This is a genomic window from Streptomyces sp. NPDC021100, assembly GCF_044333095.1.
In the GTDB taxonomy this organism is placed as follows: domain Bacteria; phylum Actinomycetota; class Actinomycetes; order Streptomycetales; family Streptomycetaceae; genus Streptomyces.
The window spans coordinates 474,735-495,948 of sequence record NZ_JBIRQH010000002.1; the positions used below are offsets into that span (position 1 = coordinate 474,735).

A 21,214-nucleotide genomic window follows, 5' to 3' on the forward strand; every position below is an offset into this window, starting at 1 on the left:
TCGTTAGCAAGAGAGCGATCTGAACCACCGTGTATCTGGGGGGAGTTCATGTCGGACGAACAGGCGGGCAACCCCGTGCGCGAGGGGAGCCCCGACTCGGCCGCCGACCGGGTGGCCGACTTCTACGGCGCGTACATCGACGCCGTCGACGACGGGATCGACGACCTGGGCTCGGAGCTCCGCGCCCACTACCTCACGGAGGACCTCCGGCAGCGGCTGGCCGCCTGGGAGGAGGCCAACCACGCCGACGGCGTCCTGCGCGCCCAGGACGTGCCCACCCACTGGGAGGTCCGCTACCACGACTCCGGCGCGGGGCACCTGTTCACCACGGTCACCCTCACCTGGGGCACCGGCCCGGACGCCGGGCACACCCGGCTGGCGGTGCAGAGCGATCTGAGCACGAAGCTCATCTCGGACATCGAGGACGGCTGACGGGCTCTCCGGCCGGACGAGGCCCCGGCCGATGCCGCGTGCGGCCGGCGAAGCGTCGCGCGAGGTCTGCCGGGCGCCCTGTGCGGCCGCCAGGGCGCCCCATTAGGTCGGCCTGCGCCGTACAGGGCCGACCTCGTCGAGCGCCCGGTGGGCGCACAAGAGGTCGCCGGGCACCGCGTGCGCTTGACAGCGTCGTGTGAAGTCGCCCGACGCCGCGCGAGGTCGGCCCAGCACCGGGCGAGGGCGACCGGGGGCGCTGCCGAGCCAGGCCGGCCGGGCGCCAGTTGCGGCCGTTGGGCGCTCGCGCGGCCGGCCGGCCGCAGGGCCCCGGGGGGCCCGCACCGCTCGCGGGCCGCCCGGCCCGCCACCGGCGGAGACGTGCGCGCCGGCCCGGAACCGTCCTTCACCTCAGGCCCGATCCGGCACGATGCCGTGAACGGTTCGGGCGCCGCGCGAGGCCGGCCGCAGCCCCTCGGAGCCCGCGCCGCTCGCCGCCCGCCCAGCCCGCCATCGGCGAAGGCGTGCGTGCCGGCCGGGAACCGTCCTTCACCTCCGGCGCCGACCCGACACGGTGCCATGAACGGATTGGGCGCCGCGCGAGGCCGGCCGGCCGCAGACCCCCGGAGCCCGCGCCGCTCGCCGCCCGCCCAGCCCGCCACCGGCGGAGACGTGCGCGCCGGCCCGGAACCGTCCTTCACCTCCGGCGCCGACCGGGCACGATGCCGCGAACGGCGACCGGAAGCGGGAGCCCCGCACCCGTACCCGACCCCGCGGCGCGAGCCGCCCCCTCACCCGGCCGGCCCAGCGGCCGACCCACACGGCGCAAGCCCGCGCGACCTGACGGCCCGCCACCTTACAGCCTGGTACGACCACGGTTGCCCAGGTGAAGGGTGGAGCCCATGCGCACCACGAGTCCGGCCCGCGTTCTCGTGCACGCCCGTCGGGGTGCCGTTCTGCTGGCGAGCGCGGGGGCGGTGTGCCTGCCGCTGTGCCCGGGGCAGGCGGGAGCCGCGGACGGGGTGACGGCCGGGGCCTCCCCGTTCTGGGTGGAGCCCGCCGGTCCGGCCGCGCGTCAGGTACGGGTCTGGCAGGAGCGCGGGCGGGAGGGCGACGCGGAGGCGCTGCGGCGCATCGCCGACCGCCCCGCGGCCGTCTGGCTGCCGGGGGACGATCCCCGGGCGGTGGCGGAGCGGGTGACGCGCGCGGCGGCCGCCGCCGGACGCGTACCACTGCTGGTGGCGTACAACATCCCGCACCGCGACTGCGGCCAGTACTCCTCGGGCGGGGCGCCCGACGCGGCGGCGTACCGCCGGTGGGTGGCCCGGGCCGCGGAGGGCATCGGCGACCGCCGCGCCTGGGTGGTGCTCGAACCGGACGCCCTCGCCCACCTGGCCACGGGCTGCTCGTCCCCGCCGGAGGCGCCGGCCGAGCGGCCGGCTCTGCTCGCCGAGGCCGTACGGGCCTTCAAGGCGCTGCCCCGGACGTCGGTGTACCTGGACGCGGGCAACGCGGGCTGGGTCTCCGACCAGCCGCGGCTGGCGGACCTGCTGCGCCGGTCGGGGCTGGAGCACGCGGACGGCTTCGCGCTGAACGTCTCCAACTTCCACACCACGTCCGTCACCCGCGCCTACGGCGACCGGCTGTCCGCCCTCCTCGGCGGGGCCCACTACATCATCGACACCAGCCGCAACGGCAACGGTCCGCTGCCCCGGCAGGAGGGCAAGGAGGACGCCGGCGACGAGACGTGGTGCAATCCGCCAGGGCGCGCCCTGGGCACACCCCCCACCACGGTGACGGGCGCCCCGCTGGTGGACGCCCTGGTGTGGGTGAAGCGGCCCGGTGAGTCGGACGGCGCCTGCCGGGGCGCGCCGCCCGCCGGGCACTGGTGGGCGGAGTACGCGCTGGGCCTGGCGACGACGGAGCCGACGCTGCCGGAGGCGCCACCGGAGGCATCGCCGGAGGCCGCCGTGCCACCACCGGCCACGGCGGCCCCACCGGTGTCCCCGGCGCCGCCCCCCGCACCCCCGGCCCAGCCCTCGCCTCCCGCCCAGCAGACGCCTGTCGCACAGACGCCTGTCGCACAGCAAACGGGCCCCGCTCCGGCACCGGCGGCGGGCCCGGGCGCGGCGCCCGTACCGCCCGCCGGGCCCCCGGCGGCCCCACCGCCCGCGCCGGCCGCCGCGCCACCGCCCCTGGCACGCCCCCTGCCCGCGACGCCGGGCGGCTGACGCCGCCGTTGCGCCTCAGAGGCCCCGGTCGGCCCCGCCGAGCCTGTCCGCGTCGGCCCCCACCATCCGCATCAGCGCCTCGGTCACCTCGCGCGCCGAGAGCTTCCGCGCGCCGGAGGGCGCGTCGACCGTCACGGACGTGCTGTCGAAGCCGACCTTCAGTGGCAGCGGGGCCCGTACCTCCTTGTCCAGCGCGGCCATGTCGACGGTGACGGCGGACAGCCGGCCGCCCTTCAAGGCGACCTCGAAGACGACGTCCTTGTCCGGTGCCTTCTCCAGGGCGCCCAGGTCCTTGCCCTTGCCCGCCGCGCGGAGCTGCTTCTCCAGCGGCTTGAGGGCCTCGGACAGCTGCCCGGCGGCCTTGCGGGCGGGGACGGTGACCTTTACGTGCTCGGCGCCGTTCCTGGTGCCGGCCTCCTTGACCGTGGAGTTGTCGGTGAGCGTCTTCCGGAAGGCGTCGGTGACCCGCTTGCGCGTCTTCGCGTCCAGTTCGCCGGAGGAGCCCGTACCGCCGTCCCGCTCGCTCTTCTTCTTCGCGAGCTCCTCGAACTCCCGTGCGTCGAGGACGACCCACTCCCCCTTGAGGGCGTTCCTGACCGCGGCCAGCGAGTCCGGCATCCGGTCGATCCTCTTCAACGCCTCGTCGAAGTCCCGGTGTTCGGACCGCTCCTCGGCGTTCTTGGGCTTCACCATCCCGGCGAACGCCTTGAGGTCGCCGCGGAGGTACATCTTCCGGTCGACCGACCGCAGCTCCGCCAGGACCGTGCCGTCCTTCTTGGCCAGTTGCCCGGCGGCGGACGCCCGGTGCGCACCCTTGCCGTCGTCCTGCTCCTTCAGCGGCCTGTCGGACACGACGGCGTACCTCACCTTCAGGCCGGCGAGGATGCCGGCCGCCTCGCGGTCGACCCCGTCTTTCCCGTCCTTCCCGTCCTTCCCGTCCTTCAGCGCGTCGTGGACGGCGTCGGCGTTCGCGTCGAGCGCGAACTCCATGGCGACGGCTCTCTCCTCCCCCAGCCGATCGAACGCTCTCTCCACCTTGGCCCCGGCGTCGAGCTTCTCCTCCGTGCCACAGGCCACCGCGGTGCTCGCCACGACGAGCGCACAGCAGGCGACGGCCAGGCCGGTGTGTTTGGCAGCGATGATGATCCCCCCAGATCGAAATACACGTAATCGAATACACGTATGAGTACACTCAATTACACACAGTGAAAGTCTGTCAACGGGTTTCCGGGCACGACGCCCGGTTCACCCCGCGCCGCGCGACCCCGCCGCGCCGTACCGGCCCGCCGGTTCCGTCCCGCCCGGCTACACCGGCGTCCGCTGCCCCACCGGCCGGGCGGACTCCGGTTCCTGGCCGCCGTCCGCCAGGGCGGGCAGCGGCCCGTGGCGGCGCTGCGCCCGCAGGCCCGCCTGCCATACGCCCAGCGGGATGAGCGTCGTCAGCAGCCCCAGGAAGGCCCAGACGCGCATCGCCGTGTGGGCGTGGCTGAGCACGACCGAGGCGAGGAGCGCGAACGCGAGGACGGCGGCCCACGTCAGGTGGGTGCGGAAGGTCAGCACCCGGTCGGGGCTGGCGGAGTCGCCCTTCGGCGTCACGACGAACCGGGAGCGGCGGCGCAGCAGCGCCTCGCCCAGCGACCGGGCGTACAGCGGCGCCGAGAGGGCGGACATCAGCATGCCCGCGGTGCCGGACGAGCCGGCGGGTTCGTGAGGGCTGACGTTGTGGCGGCGGTTCCAGACGTAGAGGCCGACCTGGAGGGCCGCCGCGTCGCCGTAGAGCATCAGCCAGACCTGGGACTCGACGTTGATGCCGGAGGCGCCGAGGGCCAGGAAGAGGACGCAGGAGACGGCACCGAGCACCCAGTTGAGGGCCGCCATCGGGTAATAGGCCACCATCAGCGAGTAGTTGACCACTCTTCCGGGGGACATCGTCCAGACGGCGCGCCAGAACTGGCGGAGCAGGGTCTCGTAGGTGCCGCGGGACCAGCGGAGTTGCTGGGAGAAGAAGTCGGTCCAGGAGGAGGGCCCCTCGCCGACGGCGAGCACGTCGGGGGTGTAGACGGAGCGCCAGCGGCGTCCGGTGCCGGGGTTGCGGCGGCGGTGGATCTCCAGGCCGGTGGCCATGTCCTCGGTGATGGAGTCGTAGAGGCCGCCGATCTGGCGGAGCACGCTGACGCGGACGCAGTTGCTGGTGCCGACGAACATGGGGGCGCCGTACGCGTTTCCGGCCCGCTGGATGAGGGCGTGGAAGAGGAACTGCTGGCTCTCGGCGGCCTTGGTGACGGCCGTGGTGTAGTTGCCGTAGACCTGCGGGCCGACCACGAAGGCGACGTCGGGGTCGCGGAAGTAGCCCATCATCCGTTCCAGGAAGTTGGGCAGCGGTACGTGGTCGGTGTCCACGCAGGCCATGAACTCGTAGTCGTCGCCGTGCGCGTCGAGCCAGGCGTTGTAGTTGCCGTGCTTGGTGCGGGCCCGGAAGCTGCCCGAGGGCTGGTTCCAGCGCTCGACGCCCTTGCGGGTGAAGTGCCGTACGCCGAGCCGCTCGCAGAGCCGCTTCACCTCGGGGTCGTCGCCCTCGTCGAGCAGCCAGACGTCCAGCACGCCGTCGTGCCGGACGCGGACCGCGCCCTCCAGGGTGGCGCGGACCATGGACAGCGGCTCCTTGCCCGGGACGAAGCTGGTGAGGAACGCGACCCGGGTGCCCGGCTGGGCGCGGACCGGGACGGGGTCGCGGGCCACCCAGGTGGCGTGGGCGTTGGAGACCACGTTGACGAGGCGGAAGGTCTCGATGAGGCCGATGGAGAGCGTCATCACGGCGTCGGCGGCGCGCTCCCAGCCGTCGATGAACGGGCGCTCGACCCAGTGGTCCGGCTGCATCAGCCACACCAGCAGGGCGAGGGAGACCAGGGGGGCCGCCGTCACCAGCAGCAGCGCCCCGAGCCGGCCGCGGAAGCCGCCGGCGACCAGGCGCCGGTAGCGGACCCGGTAGACGCCGGCGGGGGGTTCGGTCAACTCGCCCGCCAGTCTGCTGAATCCGTCGTAGTCGTAGTCCGGCGGGGGTTCGGACGGCGCGGGGGCGACCGGCCCACCGCCGCCCGGACCGCCCGGAGTGCCGCCGCCGCCCGGTCCGGGGGTGCCGGGTCCGCCGGGGGCGGAGCCGCCGCGGCCGCCCAGGGCGGGTACGACGTCGGCCGGGCCCCCGTCGAACGGCAGGCCCCCGGCGGCGATCCCGCCCGCCGGGAGGCCGGCGGCGGCCGCCCCCTCGCCGGACATGTTCGCGGCCTTCCCCCGGGCCGCCGCAAGCCGGGCCTCTCGCGCAGAAACCGCCACCACCACACCCCCAGCCGTATAAACGGACAGACGGGACTAAGAGGCCTCAAACTAACAAACCGACCCTATGATCATGTGACAAACACACCGGACATGCCCCGCACTCCCCCACATGGCCCCGGACCGATGACGCCGGGCCACCCCCGCACCGTGACCTACGATGGTCGAACGGTGTTCGACGGGAGCGGGGCATGGCAGACAGCGAGAAGTACGCCGAGAAGGCGATCGGCTGGCGCGTGCTGATCTACATCGTCCTCGGCCACCTGCTGGCCGGTTTCATCTGGCTGCTCTTCTACCTCGGGTCGCACGCCTCGCACTGATCCGCGCGCGGCGCCGGGCGGCCGGGTGTTCACAAGGACAGGTGATTTCCGAACGTACGGAATCCGCTCTTCCCCAACTGTCCGATGCACCATGAATAAACGCTTGTCCTATGCCCGGCCGGAACGCCGCAGCCACGGCCGTCCGGCGGCGGCCACAGGGCCGCGGGCACATGCCGAAGCGAACCGTACACCCTGGTCAACCCGCAGGTGGGCGCAGTGAGATCATCCTTCGGATCGGGGGCCGGGAGGGCTTCCGCGCTGCTACTGTCCCCCGTCATGGAGGAGCTCTTCAGCCCAGACGAACTCGACCGTATCGAGGCCGCGGCGCATCGAGTCGGCCGCTCCCCGCACGACTGGATCCGGGAGATCGTGCTCAAACGTCTCTCCGGGGACTCCGATCAGACGCACATCTCCCAGCGCCGGACCCTGCGCCCCGATTTCGAGGACGCGGTCTGGCCCATCACCCTCTACCGGCGTTCCGGCGGCGTGCTCCAGGAGCTGCACCACGCCGGGTGCTGGGTGCCGAAGGGCGGCGAGGACACCCTGACGACCGCCGAGGCACGGGCCCAGATGGCCACCCACGACGTCCGCCCCTGCGACGCCTGCCAGCCCGAGCGGTTCCTCACCCCGTACGCCTGAGCCTCGCGGACCCCTCGTGGGCCCGGCCCCCGCACCCCGAGCCCCGCCGCGCCCGGGCTCCCGCGCCGCCCCGGCGCCCGGGTACTCGTACATCCGCGCGAGCACACCAACTACGCTGTCCACGTCAAGATCATCAGATGGCTGGGCGGGGTTGTTGGGCATGAGGGCAGGGACACGGCTCACCGGGTGGGCGACCGTGCTCGTCGGGTACGCCACCGCGCTGCTCGCCGTGCTCCCGTACGGCACCGTTTCCTTCGCCGAACAGCCGCCCAAGCGCCACCTGCTCTGGATGATGGGCGCCACGGCGGCCTGCGCCCTCTGCTGGATCGCGGCCTCCCTGGTGGACCGCGCGCGCCGGCGGGCCGCACTGCGCCGCGAGGCCTCCCGCCGGCGGGCCGCGCGCGGCCGGGCGGCACGCCGCCGCGCCTCCCGCCGGGGTTACGGGGCCCGGCCCGAGCCGCCCCGGTCGCGCACCCTCTCCTGGGTGCTGGGCCTCGGCATCGCCCTCACCAGCGCCGCCGCGCTCAGCCAGGCGGTCGGTCCGGACGGTGCGCACGGCCTGTGGCTCGCCGAGGTGAACCGGGCCGGCGGGCGCACCCACCAGCTCACGGTCGCGAAGGTGGTCGGCACGCCGCAGGCCACCGGCGCGGCGGAGCGGAACGTCGAGGAGTTCAGCTCGACGATCGTCGTCACCGTCCCCTTCGACTCCGGCCCGCGCCAGGTGACCGTCGACGGCGTGCGGACCCAGGGGGAGCTGGAGCAGGGCCGCTCGATCAAGCTGCTGTACGCCCCGAGCCGCCCCGAACTGGGCGTGCGCCCCGCCGGGGACGACGACCTCTCGTCCACCGTCGGCCGTGTCGTGGTCCGGCCGATGATCTGGATCCTCGCCCTCGTCGCCGGGCTGAGCACCGCCGTCGCCATGCACCGGCGGGAGGCGGGGGTGGCCCGGGCCCGGCGCTTCGAGCCCTGGGTGCACCTGCCCGCCGCGGCGTTCCTGGCCGGCGGGGCGGTGCTCATCGTCCCGCTGCTCACCGGCTTCCCGGCCACCGCGACGGGCTGGGGCCTCGCCGCCGGCGCGGCGGCCGCCCCGTGGCTCGCGCTGGCCTGGGTCGTCCGGACCAGCTGAGCGGGAGCGCCCCCGGCGGCGCAGGCCAACTCGCGTGGCCGGGCTAGGATTTGACGTGATCTTGAGGAAGGGGCGCCGATGGGTACCAGGTTTATCGAGGTGGACGAGTCACGGCGGGGCGAGCCGGGAGTGCGGAAGGGGGGCAGGACGCTGACGGTCGGGGACCAGTCCATCACCCAGGAGACATGGGTGAAGGTCGAGGCGTACGACGACCTGGATCCGGCCGTGACCGAGGACGTCCACCTCCACACCTTCGCGGTCCCGGGCATGGACGTGCGGGTGGGGGCCTCGGAGGGCGACGGTGACGGCGGCGACTTCGAGACCAGACTCGTCCCGTCCGTCCAGTACTACCGGATAGAGCTGGGGCCCGAATCCCTGAACAGGCTCCACGACGCGCTGGAGCCCTTCATCGCGGCCGCCCGGGAGTGCGAACCGCCGAAGCCGCGCAGGGCCCGCGGCGCGAAGTAGCCGGGGGCGGCGGCGGAGGGCGGGGGCCCCTTCCGGAAGGCTCCCGGGGACGTCCCGGCAGCCCCCCGGAAGGGAAAGCCCACCGTCAGGAGCGCCGCCGGCGGAACGCCTTGCGCACGAAGTGGACGATCAGCCAGATCGCGACGATCACCAGGATGATCACGACGATCAGGATGATCAGCAGGGCGATGCCCAGCTTCGCGAAGAAGCCCTTCTTCTTCTTTTTCTTCTCCTTGGCCAGGACCTGGTCCCCGGCGTCGGCCCGCCGGTCCCGCGCCACCGGCGCGGCCTCGGACCGCGTCCCCGCGTCCGCCGCGGCGGCCGGAGCGGCGGCGGCCACCGTCCGTACCTGCTGTGCCGTCCGGGCCTCGGGCCGGCCGCCGGCCGCCATCGCGGGCGTGGCCAGCAGAGCGGTGCCCAGCGCCAGCGCGACGACAGCGGACAACCGGCGGGCGAGACGCCCCCGGTACCGCTTCCCGTGCCGCTGTTCGCTCTTCATCGACGCCCCCATCTTTCGGTGCTGATTCTCTGTCGGACATCCGCCGTCCGGCCGACACCGTCGTCGGCCGTCCTCGCGGAACCCCCCATTATCCGCACATCGCCGGGGGCCGAGCAGAGGGCGTACGACGAGGGGCGGTCCGAGTGCGGCGGCCCGGCGTGTTGCTCCGGACAGGTGTCATCGCGCCGGCCGTCCCGCGCGCGTCGGCGATCGTCATACAGCCTGCTTGTTAGGTTGCCGACGCCCCTCCCTTCGGCCCCCGGCCCTCGGCAGTGAGGAACAGGCATGACGTCTCTGTACGAGCCCATCAGGTCCTGCTTGGGCCGGTACTTCGACATCCCGACGGAGAGCATCCACCCCGACAGCACCATGGAAGACCTCGGCATGGACTCGCTCGCCCTGGTGGAGTTGATGTGCGTACTGAAGGACGACCTGGGTCTGCGGATCCCGTCCGGTGACGACCCGCTCTCCCTGCGCACCACGTTTGCCGAGGCGGTGGCCGCGGTGGAGGCGGCCCAGCGGGCGCCCGAGTCGGTCGCCGGACCCGCGGGCCCGTCCGCGTGAGCGCCGGTCCGGTCGCGGTCACCGGCCTGGGGCTGGTCACACCCGCCGGAGTGGGGACCGAGGCGACCTGGCGGGGCGTGTGCTCGGGGAAGCCGACCGCCGCCCTCGACCCCGAACTCGCGGGCATGCCGGTGCCGATCAGCTGCCGGGTCCCCGCCTACGACGTCCGGGCCGTGGTCGGCCGCCAGACGTGGCGCATGGACCGCTTCGCCCACCTGGCCCTGACCGCGGCCCGGGAGGCCGTCGCCGACGCCGGCCTCGATCCGGCGACGTGGGACGGCGCCCGCGTCGGCGTCGTCGTGGGTGTCGGGACGGAGAGCAAGGAGACGGCGGCGCGGGGCTTCACCAAGCTGCTGCGGGGCGACTTCGAGGGCGTCTCACCGCTCACCGTCCCCCGGGTCACCGTGAACGCGGCGGCGGGCGAGATCGGCATCGCCCTCCAGGCGCTCGGGCCCAGCATGGCGGTGACCACGGCCTGCGCCTCGGGGACCACCGCCCTGGGCGCGGCCCGGGACCTGCTGCTGGCGGGCCGCTGCGACGTGGTGCTCGCCGGCGGCGCCGAGGCCCCCTGCCACCCCATGGCGTCGATCTCGTTCTCGCAGATGAGGGCGCTCTCCACCCGGCTGCACGACCCGGCCGGGGCCAGCCGGCCGTTCGACGCCGACCGGGACGGGTTCGTCCTCGCCGAGGGGGCCGGGATCCTCGTCCTCGAACGGCTCTCCGACGCCCGCGCCCGGCGCGCCCCGGTGCGGGCGCTGCTGGCCGGGCACGGCACCTCCACCGACGGCTACCACCACGCCGCCGCGCACCCCGAGGGAGCCGGGTTGGAAAGGGCGTTCAGGGCCGCGCTCGCGGACGCCGGGCTGGAGCCGGCGGACATCGGACACGTCAACGCGCACGGCACCTCGACCCCGATGAACGACCGGATCGAGGGACACACGCTCAGCCGGGTGTTCGGCCGCCGTCCGCCGCCGGTGACCTCCGCGAAGGGCGTGACCGGGCACATGCTCGGGGCCGCCGGGGCCGTCGAGGCGGCGCTGGGCGTGCTGACGCTGGAGCACCAGCTCGTCCCGCCCACCGCCAACCTCGAACGCCTCGATCCGGAACTGGACCTGGACGTGGTGGCGAAGGAGGCGCGGCCGTGCCGCGTCGAGGCCGTGGTCAGCGACTCGTGCGGGTTCGGCGGGCACAACGCCGTCGTGGTGCTGCGACGGGTGTGACGCGCGGGGCCCGGGTGCTCCCCGGGCCCGCCCGCGCGTCGACCGCCCCGGGCCGTCCCGCCCGTCAGCCGCTCTTGCGGCGGAACGACCGCTGGCCGCCGGCCTTCCCGTGGGTGCCGTGGACCTTCGAGCCGTCCTGGGCGCGGGCGCCGGCGGCCCCTTCGGCCGTCTTGCCCCGCTTGCGATCCAGCGCCTCGCGGAACCGGCGCTTCACATCGTCCTCCGCGGCCCCGCCTGTGTCGGCGCCGCCCTGCTCTCCCGCTGGTGATTCGGGCATCAATACCTCCTGAAGACACGGGTGTTCGCCACAGCTTCGCACAAAAGGGGCGCGGCGGGGCCTGTCGGGCGCGGATCGCCACCGGAACAGGCGCGCCCCGCCCGCCGGGGAGCCGCCTCCGGTCAGACCGGGGTCGCGTCCGGGCCGAAGCGGTCGCAGGCCGCGGTCTGGACCTCGGCCTCCTCGGCCGGATCGGCGGCGAGCCGGCGGAGCTGGTCCACCACCCGGGAGTCCGCCGTGGCCGCGTGGCGCGCCGCGAGCTCGCGGGTGGTCTCCTCGCAGTCCCACAGGCACTCGACGGCGAACCCGGCGGCGAACGAGGGGTCCGTCGCGGCGAGCGCCCGGGCGGCCCGGCCGCGCAGATGGGAGGAGGACGTCTCGCGGTAGAGGTGGCGCAGGACGGGCGCGGCGCAGCCGATCACGAGGCGGCCCGCACCGTCGACGAGGTCCCAGAGCACGGGGGCGTCGGGGCCCTCGGTGCGGACCACCCGGCGCAGGGCGCCCAGCACGAGCGACGCGTCGTAGGCGGCGCCCCGGCAGGCGAGCATGCCCGCGGCGGCGGCGCCCAGCGCGTCGGTCCGGTGCACCCAGACGCGGGCGCGCTCCAGGGCGGCGGGGCCGCGCATGCGTTCGAAGGCGGTGACGGCGGCGTCCGCCACGGCGCCGGACGGGTCCGCCGCGGCGGCCTCGATGAGCTCCAGGGCCTGCGGGTCGTCGTGTTCGGCGAGGTAGCGCAGCGCGGTGGCGCGGGCGGCCTCGGGACCGAAGGCGGCCGCCTCGATGATCTCCAGGCGGTCCTCGGGTCCCGCCACGGCATTGAGGCAGCGGGTCGCGGGGACGTGGCGCTGCTGGGGCGGGTGGAGAGCCAGGCCCTCCTGGGCCCAGTCGAGCACCTCGCGCACGCTCCAGCCGGGCCGGGGGCCGGCCGGGCGGAGCTGCCGCTGCCAGCGGTCGAAGGAGCCCTGCTCCCGCGCGGCGCGCACCCGGGCGGCGGTGGCGGGGGCGTGCGGATCCTCGGCCCAGATGCGCCAGGGGCGGGGCTCGAAGGCGTCCCGTACGGCGGCGGCCAGGGCGGCCTCGCCCTCGGGGGTCTCCGGGAAGCGGGCGACGACGGCCTCGCCGAGGGCGGCCAGGGCGGCGTCGTCGTCGCGTACGGCCAGCTCGTCCAGGGCCCAGCTCCAGTTGCCGCCCGTGGCGGCGTAGCGGCGGAGCAGCGCCAGGGCGTCGTCGCGTCCGTACGAGGCGAGGTGGCCGAGGACGGCCAGGGCCAGGCCGGTGCGCTCCTCCGCGGGGTCGAGGAGGTCGTCCGGGTGGAAGAGGTGCTCCTCGATCTCCGCCAGGTCGCCGTCGAGATCCAGGTAGAGCCGCGCGTAGTACAGGGACCGGTTCTCGACCTGCCAGTCGCGCCGGGGGTCGCGGAGCACGCACTGGTTCAGCACCGCGAGGGCCTCGGCCCGCGGCGCCGCGAGGGCGTGCAGGGTCCCGTCGCCGCGGCCTCGCTGGAGGAGGCCGAGCAGGGTGCCGCTGGGCGCTATGTCTGGATCGAACATGAGGTCAGCATCCGGTGCGGGGGGTCGGCTGGCAACGGGATTTCCGTCGTCCGGCATTCTTGCCGGTGTCCACCCGGGCTATGCCTGGTGAACTGTGGGGACTCGGGGACCGAGCGCCCGCAGCCTACCCGGAGTCGGGCGTTCCGCCGACCCTCTGTCCGATTTACTCCGTCACGCCCCTGGCATATGCCGGAGTCACCACCGGATCGGGTATGGCCAAACGGCTTACGGGCCCTCGCCCGCTGTGCAAGAGTCGTCACGCAGTCTTCCGGAGTCGTCACGCGGTCTTCCGGCCGCTCTCGCGGACCACGCCGGCGTCGGCCGCGCCCGCCCCATCGGAGTACCTGATGCCGTCCCCTTCTTCAGCCTCACCCGCGGAGCACCCGGCGGGCAGCACGCCGGGCGGGCCGTCCGCCCCCGGCGCGGTCGACGCCCTCATCTCGCAGACGCGCCGGCTGAGAGGCGGCCTCGACGCGGTCCGCCGCGAGACGGCCGGCGAGGAGTTCTCCGACGACCCGCTCGGACGCTGGCGGCGCGCGCTCTGCGAGCTGGCCGCCCACCAGCTGGACGACCTCGGCACCCACCTCGGCCGGCTGCGGGACGGGAACCCCGGCCCCGGCCACACCGCGGGAGACGAACCCGCGGCGTTATCGCCGGCACCGGCGTCCCCGGCACCGGCGGGCAGCGCCGAGTGGAACCTCCTGACCGACGAGGTGACCTGGTCCGACGAGCTGTTCCGGATCCTCGGGCGGCACCCGGAGGACGGCGCCCTCACCCTGGACGAGTTCCCCTCCTTGCTGGTCGAGGACGACCGCGAGCTGCTGACCGCGCTGGTCACCGACTGCCTGGTGGACGGCAAGCCCATCGACGGCGAGTTCCGCATCGTCCACCCCGACGGCTCCCCCCGCACCCTGCACATGCTGGGCGAGCCCGTCCTCGACGACGACGGCTGCACCGCCGCCATGTGGGCCGTCCTGCGGGACGTCACCGCGCTGCGGCGCAGCCGGGACGCCGTGGACGCGACCGGGGACTCGCTCCGGGCGCACACCCGGCGGGCCGTCGCCGAACGGCGGCTGGCGGCCGAACTCCAGGAGGCCGTGCTCCCGCCCTGGCGGGAGCCGCTGCGGGCCGACGCCGGCGGGACGCTCGACGTGGCCGCCCGCTACCTCCCCGCCACGGATCCCGTCGCCGTCGGCGGCGACTGGTTCGACGCCCTGCCGCTGCCCGACGGCCGCACCCTGCTGAGCGCGGGCGGACTGACCGGCCGCGGAGTGGCCGCGGCCTCCGCCATGGCCGTCCTGCTGGGCGCCGTCCGGGGCATGGCGGTGGCCGGCACCGAGCCCGGCCCGCTGCTCGGCTGCCTCAACCACCTGGCCGGCGTCTCGGACCGGCCCGCCCTGGGCAGCGCGGTCTGCTGCCGCTACGACGCCGCGACCCGCACCCTGCTGTGGGCGCGGGCGGGCCACCCCGCCCCCCTGCTGTTCCGCGAGGGGCGGGTACGGGCACTGCGACCGCCGGCGGCGGGCCTGGTCCTCGGGGCCGTCACCGGGGCCGGCTACGCCCAGGCCGAGGTGCGGCTGCTGCCCGGGGACGTCCTCGTCCTGCACACCGGCGGCCTGTCGCCCCACGGCGCGGACGCCGACGGGGGGACGGGCCTGCTGCCCGGGCTGGCGGCCCGGTTCACCGCGGCCCGTAGCGCGCAGGAGTGCGTCCGCACCGTCCTGGAGGAGTGGAGCGGGGCGGTACGGGAGGACGACGCGTGCGTGCTCGTCGCCCGGGTCGCTTCCTGAAGCCCTCTCGCCCGCCTCGGAAGGTACGCGCCCGGGCTCAGGCCGTGGCCGTCCGGCCCCGGCCGCCCGGCGCCTTGGGCAGCGCCCGCTCGATCTCCTGCCGCAGCTCGGCGATCTTCGGGAACCCGGAGTACCTGCCGGTGAGCCGGTACATCTCCCGCAGCCGGTCCCAGGTGCGGTGGGAGGAGTTCTCCCCGATGGAATCCAGCGCCTGCTGAGCGTAGGCGCGGCCCTGCTCGGGATCATCGTCGATGAAGCAGGCGGAGGCCATCGAGATGTAGTCGAAGATGAGCGACCGTTTCTGGTTGGTCCCCTCGCGGAGCCGCAGGGCCTCCAGGGCATGGCGCTGCGCCACGGCCGCGGCGGACGGGTCGTGCTCGGCGAGGGTGCGGTACGCCAGGGCCTGCATGCCGTGCAGGTCCGCCTCGTTGAACATCTGCATCCAGCTCGGCGGGGGCACGTCCCCCTTGTCCGCGACGAACAGGTCCTCGGCCCGGCCCAGGGTCCGCCGCACGGCCTGGCCCCGGCCCATCGACGCCTGCGCCCACGCCTCGATGGTGCAGAGCATCGCCCGGGTGCGCGGCAGTGCCTCCTCGCCCGAGCCGGAGGTGGCGAGCTTCATCAGGTCGAGCGCGTCGGCCGGACGGCCGAGGTGCACCATCTGCCGGGCGGCCCGGGACAGCGCCTCGCCGGCCCGGGGCCGGTCGCCGCCCTCCCGGGCCGCGTGCGCCGCGATCACGAAGTACTTCTGCGCGGTGGGCTCGAGCCCCACGTCGTGGGACATCCAGCCGGCCAGCACCGCCAGGTTGGCCGCCACCCCCCAGAGCCTGCGCTGGAGGTGCTCGGGGTGGCGGTACGCGAGCATCCCGCCCACCTCGTTGAGCTGGCCGACGACGGCCTTGCGCTGGAGCCCGCCGCCGCGGGCCGCGTCCCACGCGCGGAAGATGTCGACCGAGCGCTCCAGCTCGTCGATCTCGGACGAGCCCACGGGGGCCGCCTCGTACCGGTCGAACCCCGCCTGCTCGGCGTGGCCGGGGTAGGAGGCACGGTGCAGAGGGTCGTCGAAACGGGGGGCGTCCGAGGCGAGCGCCGGATCGGAGTGCAGCCAGTCGTGCATCGCCCCGCTGAGTGCTGAGCCTGCGGCGAGCGCGGCGCCCGCGCCCACCAAGCCGCGTCGGTTGAGCATGAGGTCCATTCCCGTGAATTCGGTGAGGACCGCGGCGGTCCGCTCGGGCGGCCAGGGGAGTCCGTCCTGCGACTGTCCCTTGCCCGCTCGCCCGCGCCGGCCGAACCCGAGGTCCTCGATGGTCACGACACGACCGAGACGCTCGGTGAAGAGGGCGGCCAGCACCCGGGGCACGGGATCGCGCGGGGACTCCCCCATGTCGATCCAACGCCGCACCCGTGAGGTGTCGGTCGCCAGCTGCGGATGTCCCATGACCGCCGCCTGCCGGTTGACCAGCCTCGCGAGCTCGCCCTTGGACCATCCGGCCAGTCCGAACAGGTCCGCAAGGCGGGTGTTGGGTTCCCTCGTCACGTCAAGCCCCCAGGTTCCTCGGCTGACTTGAAGGTAGCGGTCCCTCAGATGCCAGGCGACTATTCGCCAGGGTTCGCCAGGGTCCGCCAGATGGTGTGCCACCCATCGACGGGTGTGATGTAGGAACGCGCCACCCCGACCACCCGGCGCGCATTCCCCAGGGTGCGCGACGGCCGGGACCCGGCCCCGGTTCGTACCGTTCCACCGCGAATGCGACGCGCATTCGGAAGCGGAGCGGCCGTTCCGGTCCGGGCCCGGCCTCCGGGCGGCGGGGCCGGAAGCGTCCCCGCGTCGGCGGGGGCGGTCCGGGGGCGCGCCGCAACTCGCCGGCACACGAAGGGATCTGTTCCGCCCATGTATGCAGCATCGGCCTCCGTGTCCGCTCCGCTCCGGCCCCCGTGGCCGCAGCAGATCCGCCCGCCACAGGGCGGCGGACCGTACCTCGACCCCTCCCACGCCGTGGGAGCCGCGTTCGGGGACGGACGGGCGCGGAGGGGCTCGGGGCTCGGCACACCGCCGGTCGGCGGGAGAATCGACCTGTCCGGCCCCGACGGCCCCGAGCTGCGCGCGCTGATCGCCTCGGTGCACCACGTCTGCCCGGAGTTCACTCCGAGCCAGGTGCTGCGCCGGAGCGGGCGCTCCGTGCTGCTGGTCGGCACCGCCGGCCGCACCGGCGCCGTGGCGAAGTGTTTACTCGACCGCTCCCCCGCGGGTGCCGAGCGGTTCCGTCAGGAGATAGCGGCGTACCGCACGTTCGTGCGGCACCGTCCGCCGGTCCGGGTGCCGCGGATGATCGCCGCGGACCCCGAGCAGGGCATCCTGGTCGCCGAGCGCATGCCGGGCCGTCCGGCCGCCGTCCGGCGGCATCCTTCGGACACCCCGCCGCGCGCCGACGTACGGGTGGCGCTCGGCGCGGTCTGCCGGGTCAACCTCTGGCAGCCGCCGGTCGGCATGTTCGACATGCCGCTCGACTACGCCAAGCACATCACCCGCTTCCACGAGCTCGGCCTGCTCACCGACCGGGACATGGGCGACCTGCAGAAGCTGCTGCACGGACTGGCGCACGTCCAGGGCCAGTTCTGCCATGGCGACGCGCAGCTCGCCAATATGCTCCTCTCCCCCGCCGGCCCGGTGCTGGTCGACTGGGGGCAGGCGGGCTGGTACCTGCCGGGGTACGACCTCGCGACCCTGTGGACGGTGCTCGGGGACGCTCCGCTGGCCCGCCGGCAGATCGCCCAGCACGCACAGGCGCCGGGTACGCCGTTCCGTGACGCCTTTCTGGTGAATCTGATGCTCGTCCTCACCCGCGAGATCCGGACGTACGAGCTGGCCGTCCAGCGGGCCCAGCAGGAGCCGCTCCCGCCGGGCACCCCGGACACCGGTGAGGAGCAGCGGCTCCTGCTCCGGCGGCTGCACGACGACTGCGCGATGGCCCGACGGGCCGTCCGAGCCGCGGTGGGCACCCGCTGAGGCCCGCCGCCCCCAGCCGACACGCCGTGCCCCGAGCGCGGCGTGTCGGCGTTCACCCCTCCGGCTCAGGGGTCCGGCAGGTTCCCGCAGCCCAGGCGTTGACGTGCCCATAACACCCGCTCCAGTCTGATGAACGGATCGTCTGCTCGGCATCGCCGCTTGGTAGGTTCGGGTCGCCACCACTCCGGCGCACGGTACGGCCCGGCCCGTCCTCGAGGAGGCTGCCTTGCGAGCTGTTTCCCCCAGTCCAGAGCACACGCCACCACCGAGACCCCCGCACAGAGCCCGGGAACACCGGACAGGCAGTCATGCCCGCAGGGCGGCCGGCGCGCTCGCGTCGGCCGCCCTGTTGCTCCCCCTCGTCTCCGGCCTGCCGACCGCCGATGCCGCAGCCGGCGGCGCGGGCACGGCAGCCGCCGCGAGCGGCCCGGACACGCTCCAGCGGGACTTCGCCCGGGCGGCGGCCGAGTACCACGTGCCGTCGAGCGTCCTGCTCGCCGTCTCCTACCTCCAGTCGCGCTGGGACGCCCACGCGGGAGCGCCCAGCGTCACCGGCGGCTACGGCCCGATGCACCTCACCGACGCGGCCGGAGCCCTCGCCGCCTCCGCCGGAACCGCGCACCACAGCGCGCCCGGCGAGGACGCCCGGGGCGACACCGCCCGCCCGCACCGGGCCGACGACCGCGCCCTGCCCGCGGCCGGCGCGCTCCCCGAGCGGCTCCGCACCCTGGACCGGGCCGCCGGCCTCACCGGGCTGCGGCCGGAGGCGCTGCGCACGGACCCCGCCGCCAATGTGCGCGGCGGCGCGGCCCTGCTCGCCGACGCCCAGCTGCGGCTGGGCCTGCCGGCCGGGGGTGACGCCGCCGACTGGTACGGGGCGGTGGCGCGCTGGTCGGGCGCTTCGGACGCGGCGACCGCGCGGACCTTCGCCGACGACGTCTTCGAGGTGATCCGGACCGGCGCCCGGCGGACGACCGACGCCGGGCAGCGGGTGGCACTGGCCGCCGCACCGCGCGTGGTCCCGCACCGCGAGCAGGCGGATCGCCTGGGGCGGGCGGTGCCCCCGGCCGAGGGCACCGAGTGCCCCGAGAGCGTCGCGTGCGAGTCCGTCCCCGCCCCCTACCAGCGGCTGGAGGGGTCGGACTACGGCAACCACGACGTGTCCGACCGGCCGCGCTCGCAGAAGGCGGACTTCATCGTCATCCATGACACGGAGGCCACCTGGGAGAAGACCCTCCAGCTGATAAAGGATCCGGCGTACGTCTCGTGGCACTACACGGTTCGCTCGACCGACGGCCACATCGCCCAGCACGTGCCGGTCAAGGACGTGGCCTGGCACGCGGGCAACTGGTACATGAACGCCAAGTCGGTGGGCATCGAACACGAGGGCTTCCTGGCCCGCCCGGACGCCTGGTACACGGAGGAGATGTACCGCACGTCGGCCCGGCTGGTCCGCCATCTGGCGCGGAAGCTCGACATCCCGCTGGACCGGCAGCACATCCTCGGCCACGACAACGTCCCCGGCACCGTCCCCTCGACGATCAAGGGCATGCACACCGACCCCGGCCCCTACTGGGACTGGGCGCACTACTTCGAACTGATGGGCCGGCCCTTCCATCCGACGGCGAGCCCGTTCAGCGGCATGGTGACGATCGCCCCCGACTACGACGACAACGAGCCCGTCTACACCGGCTGCGAGAAGCCGGGCCAGGAGTGCGCACCGCACGGTTCCGGCGCGGTCCGGCTGCGGGTGGCGCCGCGGGACGACGCGCCGCTGGTCAGGGACGTCGGGCTGCGGCCGGACGGCGGCGCGTCGACCACCGACGTCAACGACACCGGGGCCCGGGCCTCGACCGGCCAGCAGTTCGCGGTCGCCGACCGGCTGCCGGGCTGGACGGCCGTGTGGTACCTGGGGCAGCGGGCGTGGTTCCGCGACCCCTGGTGGGAGCCGGTGGCGGTCGGGGCGCGCGGGAAGCTGGTGACGCCGCGTGAGGGGCTGAAGGAGATCCCGGTGTACGGGCGGGCGTACCCGGAGAAGGCCGCGTACCCGGCGGGGGTGCCGGTCCAGGCGGTGACGCCGCTGCCGTACAAGCTGCTCGCCGGGCAGGCGTACGTGCTGGGCCAGACGAGTCCCGCGGAGTATCTGTACGCGAACGACTTCGACCCCGCGAAGCATGTGGTGGTGCGGGGGAAGGACCGGTACTACGAGATCCAGTTCGGCCACCGGGTGGCCTTCGTCCGGGCGGACGACGTGACGGTCCGCCCGTCGAACCACTGACGGACGCGGAGCTCCCCGGGCCCGGCGCGAAGGGCCGGCCCGGGGAGGCGCGCGATCGGGCTCAGCCCGCCTGGAACATCTCGGCCGGGAGCGGCTTGAGCAGCTGGTAGAGGTCGTCCGTGATCGGGCGGTCCCAGCTGGCGATGGTGACGAGGACGCCGTCGCTGCGGTCGAACTGGGTACAGGAGACGCGGCTCTCCGAGCACTTCAGGCGGCGCACGATCAGCAGGTTGTCCTCGTGCATGACCGGGGTGTCCTCGGTCTCCAGCACGGTGACCGGCTCGTCGTTGCCGAGCGCGGCCAGCAGCTGCGCCACCTCGAAGGGCACCTGGCCCTCCTCCAGCTCCCGGGCCGGGGAGCCCTCGGGCAGATTCCCGATGATCATCGCCGGGCCGCGCCCGCCGAACAGGTCGTACCGGAGGAAGACGCCCTGGCAGCTGCCGTCGGGCGCGGGCAGCAGCCCGGCTCCGAGGTCGCCCGGCCAGTCACCGGGGTCCATGGCGAGGACGTCGAAGTCCGGCCCCGTAGGGGTGGCGGCGCTGCGGCGGCGGAGGAAGGACATGCCCACATCGTACGTGCCCGACGAGGCACGGCGCCCCCGGGGCGACCCCGACCGGCGGGGCATGGGCGGCTCCTTGGTACCGTCACCGCCCCCCAGGAAGACGGGGGCGGGGGACGGGGGACCGACGATGCGGACGACACGGAACGGCACGCTCGACTACTGGCGGCGCGGGCTCGGGCACGTACCCGAGGAGGTCTGGCGGACGGAGGGCCTCCGGACGCTGATTCTCGCGGAGAACGGGCTGACGGAGCTCCCGGCCCGGATCGGTCGGCTGGCAAGCCTGCGCACCCTCGACCTCGGGCACAACGCCCTGGTCTCGCTGCCGCCAGAGCTGGGCGCGCTGACCGGGCTCGACGGCTGCCTCTACCTGCACGAGAACGCGCTCACCGCGTTGCCCGCCACGCTGGGCCGGCTGTCCCGGGTGCGCTACCTCAACGTGAGCGGCAACCGGCTGGCGGAACTGCCGGAGGAGATCGGCGGGATGACGGCTCTCGTGGAACTGCGGGCCCGGCACGCCCGCCTGACCCGCCTGCCGGACGGCGTCGGACGGCTCACGGCGCTGCGCGAGCTGTGGCTGCGCGGCAACTCCCTGACGGAGCTGCCCTGTTCCCTGACGGGCCTGGGCGAGCTGCGGGAACTGGAGCTCCGCGAGAACGCGTTCACCGCCGTGCCCGGCGCGCTGCGCGGGCTGCCCGCGCTGCGCCGGCTCGACCTGCGGGCCAACCATCTGACGGAGCTGCCCGGCTGGCTGGCCGAGCTGCCGTCGCTGGAGAAGCTGGACCTGCGGTGGAACGCGCTCGATCCGGCGCCGCGCCTGCTGGACGCGCTGGCCCGGCGCGGGTGTGTGGTGCTGGCCTGAGCCGGACCGCTCGTCCCGCGCGGCCGCCTGCCCGGACACCCCGTCCCGCTGTGTGCGGCCGGACC

Annotated in this window: 18 protein-coding genes and 1 pseudogene; 12 read left to right on the forward strand and 7 right to left on the reverse strand. The window is 74.6% G+C overall.

Features of this window, described 5'->3' with window-relative positions; genetic code table 11:
- The first annotated feature begins 48 nt into the window (after positions 1-48).
- Both ACH4PU_RS05770 and ACH4PU_RS05775 read left to right on the forward strand, forming a co-directional pair.
- On the forward strand, positions 49-432 hold the full coding sequence (locus ACH4PU_RS05770) for a hypothetical protein (RefSeq protein WP_398266545.1): 384 nt from the start codon (positions 49-51) through the stop codon (positions 430-432).
- Between the two features lie 899 nt (positions 433-1,331).
- Positions 1,332-2,345: pseudogene (locus tag ACH4PU_RS05775) on the forward strand (glycoside hydrolase family 6 protein); the annotation flags it as partial.
- Between the two features lie 330 nt (positions 2,346-2,675).
- Here ACH4PU_RS05775 and ACH4PU_RS05780 read toward each other — a convergent pair.
- Together ACH4PU_RS05780 and ACH4PU_RS05785 are read right to left on the reverse strand one after the other, a co-directional pair.
- Positions 2,676-3,752 (reverse strand): hypothetical protein, encoded by a 1,077-nt coding sequence (locus tag ACH4PU_RS05780; protein WP_398266547.1) that lies wholly within the window; start codon positions 3,750-3,752, stop codon positions 2,676-2,678.
- A gap of 213 nt (positions 3,753-3,965) precedes the next feature.
- Positions 3,966-5,933 (reverse strand): glycosyltransferase family 2 protein, encoded by a 1,968-nt coding sequence (locus tag ACH4PU_RS05785; protein ID WP_398266550.1) that lies wholly within the window; start codon positions 5,931-5,933, stop codon positions 3,966-3,968.
- A gap of 248 nt (positions 5,934-6,181) precedes the next feature.
- Between ACH4PU_RS05785 and ACH4PU_RS05790 the strand changes: the two genes are divergently transcribed.
- From ACH4PU_RS05790 to ACH4PU_RS05805, 4 genes are all read left to right on the forward strand, one after another.
- A complete protein-coding gene (locus tag ACH4PU_RS05790) occupies positions 6,182-6,310 on the forward strand; it encodes a DUF6126 family protein (protein WP_221902538.1) in 129 nt (42 codons plus the stop codon).
- A gap of 276 nt (positions 6,311-6,586) precedes the next feature.
- Positions 6,587-6,949, forward strand: a complete 363-nt coding sequence (locus tag ACH4PU_RS05795; RefSeq protein ID WP_398266554.1) for a DUF6233 domain-containing protein — start codon at positions 6,587-6,589, stop codon at positions 6,947-6,949.
- A gap of 160 nt (positions 6,950-7,109) precedes the next feature.
- Complete coding sequence (locus ACH4PU_RS05800; protein WP_398266557.1) at positions 7,110-8,075, forward strand: hypothetical protein; 966 nt, start codon at positions 7,110-7,112, stop codon at positions 8,073-8,075.
- A gap of 78 nt (positions 8,076-8,153) precedes the next feature.
- The gene (locus tag ACH4PU_RS05805; protein ID WP_398266560.1) at positions 8,154-8,543 is read left to right on the forward strand and encodes a hypothetical protein; all 390 of its coding nucleotides are present in this window, start codon (positions 8,154-8,156) and stop codon (positions 8,541-8,543) included.
- A gap of 85 nt (positions 8,544-8,628) precedes the next feature.
- Here the strand turns inward: ACH4PU_RS05805 and ACH4PU_RS05810 are convergent, their stop codons facing one another.
- Entirely contained in the window at positions 8,629-9,042 is a 414-nt protein-coding gene (locus ACH4PU_RS05810; RefSeq protein WP_398266563.1) for a hypothetical protein, read from the reverse strand.
- 285 nt (positions 9,043-9,327) lie between these two features.
- Between ACH4PU_RS05810 and ACH4PU_RS05815 the strand changes: the two genes are divergently transcribed.
- Both ACH4PU_RS05815 and ACH4PU_RS05820 read left to right on the forward strand, forming a co-directional pair.
- Positions 9,328-9,606: an acyl carrier protein gene (locus ACH4PU_RS05815; RefSeq protein ID WP_398266566.1), complete on the forward strand. Its 279-nt coding sequence runs from the start codon at positions 9,328-9,330 to the stop codon at positions 9,604-9,606.
- Entirely contained in the window at positions 9,603-10,826 is a 1,224-nt protein-coding gene (locus ACH4PU_RS05820; protein WP_398266569.1) for a beta-ketoacyl-[acyl-carrier-protein] synthase family protein, read from the forward strand. Before ACH4PU_RS05815 ends, ACH4PU_RS05820 begins: the two co-directional genes overlap by 4 nt.
- Before the next feature lie 64 nt (positions 10,827-10,890).
- Here the strand turns inward: ACH4PU_RS05820 and ACH4PU_RS05825 are convergent, their stop codons facing one another.
- On the reverse strand, positions 10,891-11,103 hold the full coding sequence (locus ACH4PU_RS05825) for a DUF5302 domain-containing protein (RefSeq protein ID WP_398266572.1): 213 nt from the start codon (positions 11,101-11,103) through the stop codon (positions 10,891-10,893).
- 122 nt (positions 11,104-11,225) lie between these two features.
- The gene (locus ACH4PU_RS05830; protein ID WP_398266575.1) at positions 11,226-12,653 is read right to left on the reverse strand and encodes a HEAT repeat domain-containing protein; all 1,428 of its coding nucleotides are present in this window, start codon (positions 12,651-12,653) and stop codon (positions 11,226-11,228) included.
- A gap of 347 nt (positions 12,654-13,000) precedes the next feature.
- On the opposite strand from ACH4PU_RS05830, the gene ACH4PU_RS05835 reads away from it, so the two are divergent.
- On the forward strand, positions 13,001-14,443 hold the full coding sequence (locus ACH4PU_RS05835) for a PP2C family protein-serine/threonine phosphatase (RefSeq protein ID WP_398266578.1): 1,443 nt from the start codon (positions 13,001-13,003) through the stop codon (positions 14,441-14,443).
- A 37-nt stretch (positions 14,444-14,480) separates the two neighbouring features.
- On the opposite strand, the gene ACH4PU_RS05840 is transcribed toward ACH4PU_RS05835, so the two are convergent.
- Positions 14,481-15,980 (reverse strand): hypothetical protein, encoded by a 1,500-nt coding sequence (locus ACH4PU_RS05840; protein WP_398266581.1) that lies wholly within the window; start codon positions 15,978-15,980, stop codon positions 14,481-14,483.
- Positions 15,981-16,334: 354 nt separating this feature from the next.
- Between ACH4PU_RS05840 and ACH4PU_RS05845 the strand changes: the two genes are divergently transcribed.
- The gene (locus tag ACH4PU_RS05845; protein ID WP_398266584.1) at positions 16,335-17,450 is read left to right on the forward strand and encodes an aminoglycoside phosphotransferase family protein; all 1,116 of its coding nucleotides are present in this window, start codon (positions 16,335-16,337) and stop codon (positions 17,448-17,450) included.
- Between the two features lie 226 nt (positions 17,451-17,676).
- On the forward strand, positions 17,677-19,728 hold the full coding sequence (locus ACH4PU_RS05850; RefSeq protein WP_398266587.1) for an N-acetylmuramoyl-L-alanine amidase: 2,052 nt from the start codon (positions 17,677-17,679) through the stop codon (positions 19,726-19,728).
- A gap of 61 nt (positions 19,729-19,789) precedes the next feature.
- Here the strand turns inward: ACH4PU_RS05850 and ACH4PU_RS05855 are convergent, their stop codons facing one another.
- Positions 19,790-20,290 carry a hypothetical protein gene (locus ACH4PU_RS05855; protein ID WP_004942599.1) on the reverse strand — a complete coding sequence of 167 codons (501 nt, stop codon included), beginning with the start codon at positions 20,288-20,290 and terminating at the stop codon, positions 19,790-19,792.
- Between the two features lie 127 nt (positions 20,291-20,417).
- Here ACH4PU_RS05855 and ACH4PU_RS05860 point away from each other — a divergent pair, with 127 nt between their 5' ends.
- Entirely contained in the window at positions 20,418-21,149 is a 732-nt protein-coding gene (locus ACH4PU_RS05860) for a leucine-rich repeat domain-containing protein (RefSeq protein ID WP_398266591.1), read from the forward strand.
- The last annotated feature ends 65 nt before the right edge of the window (positions 21,150-21,214 follow it).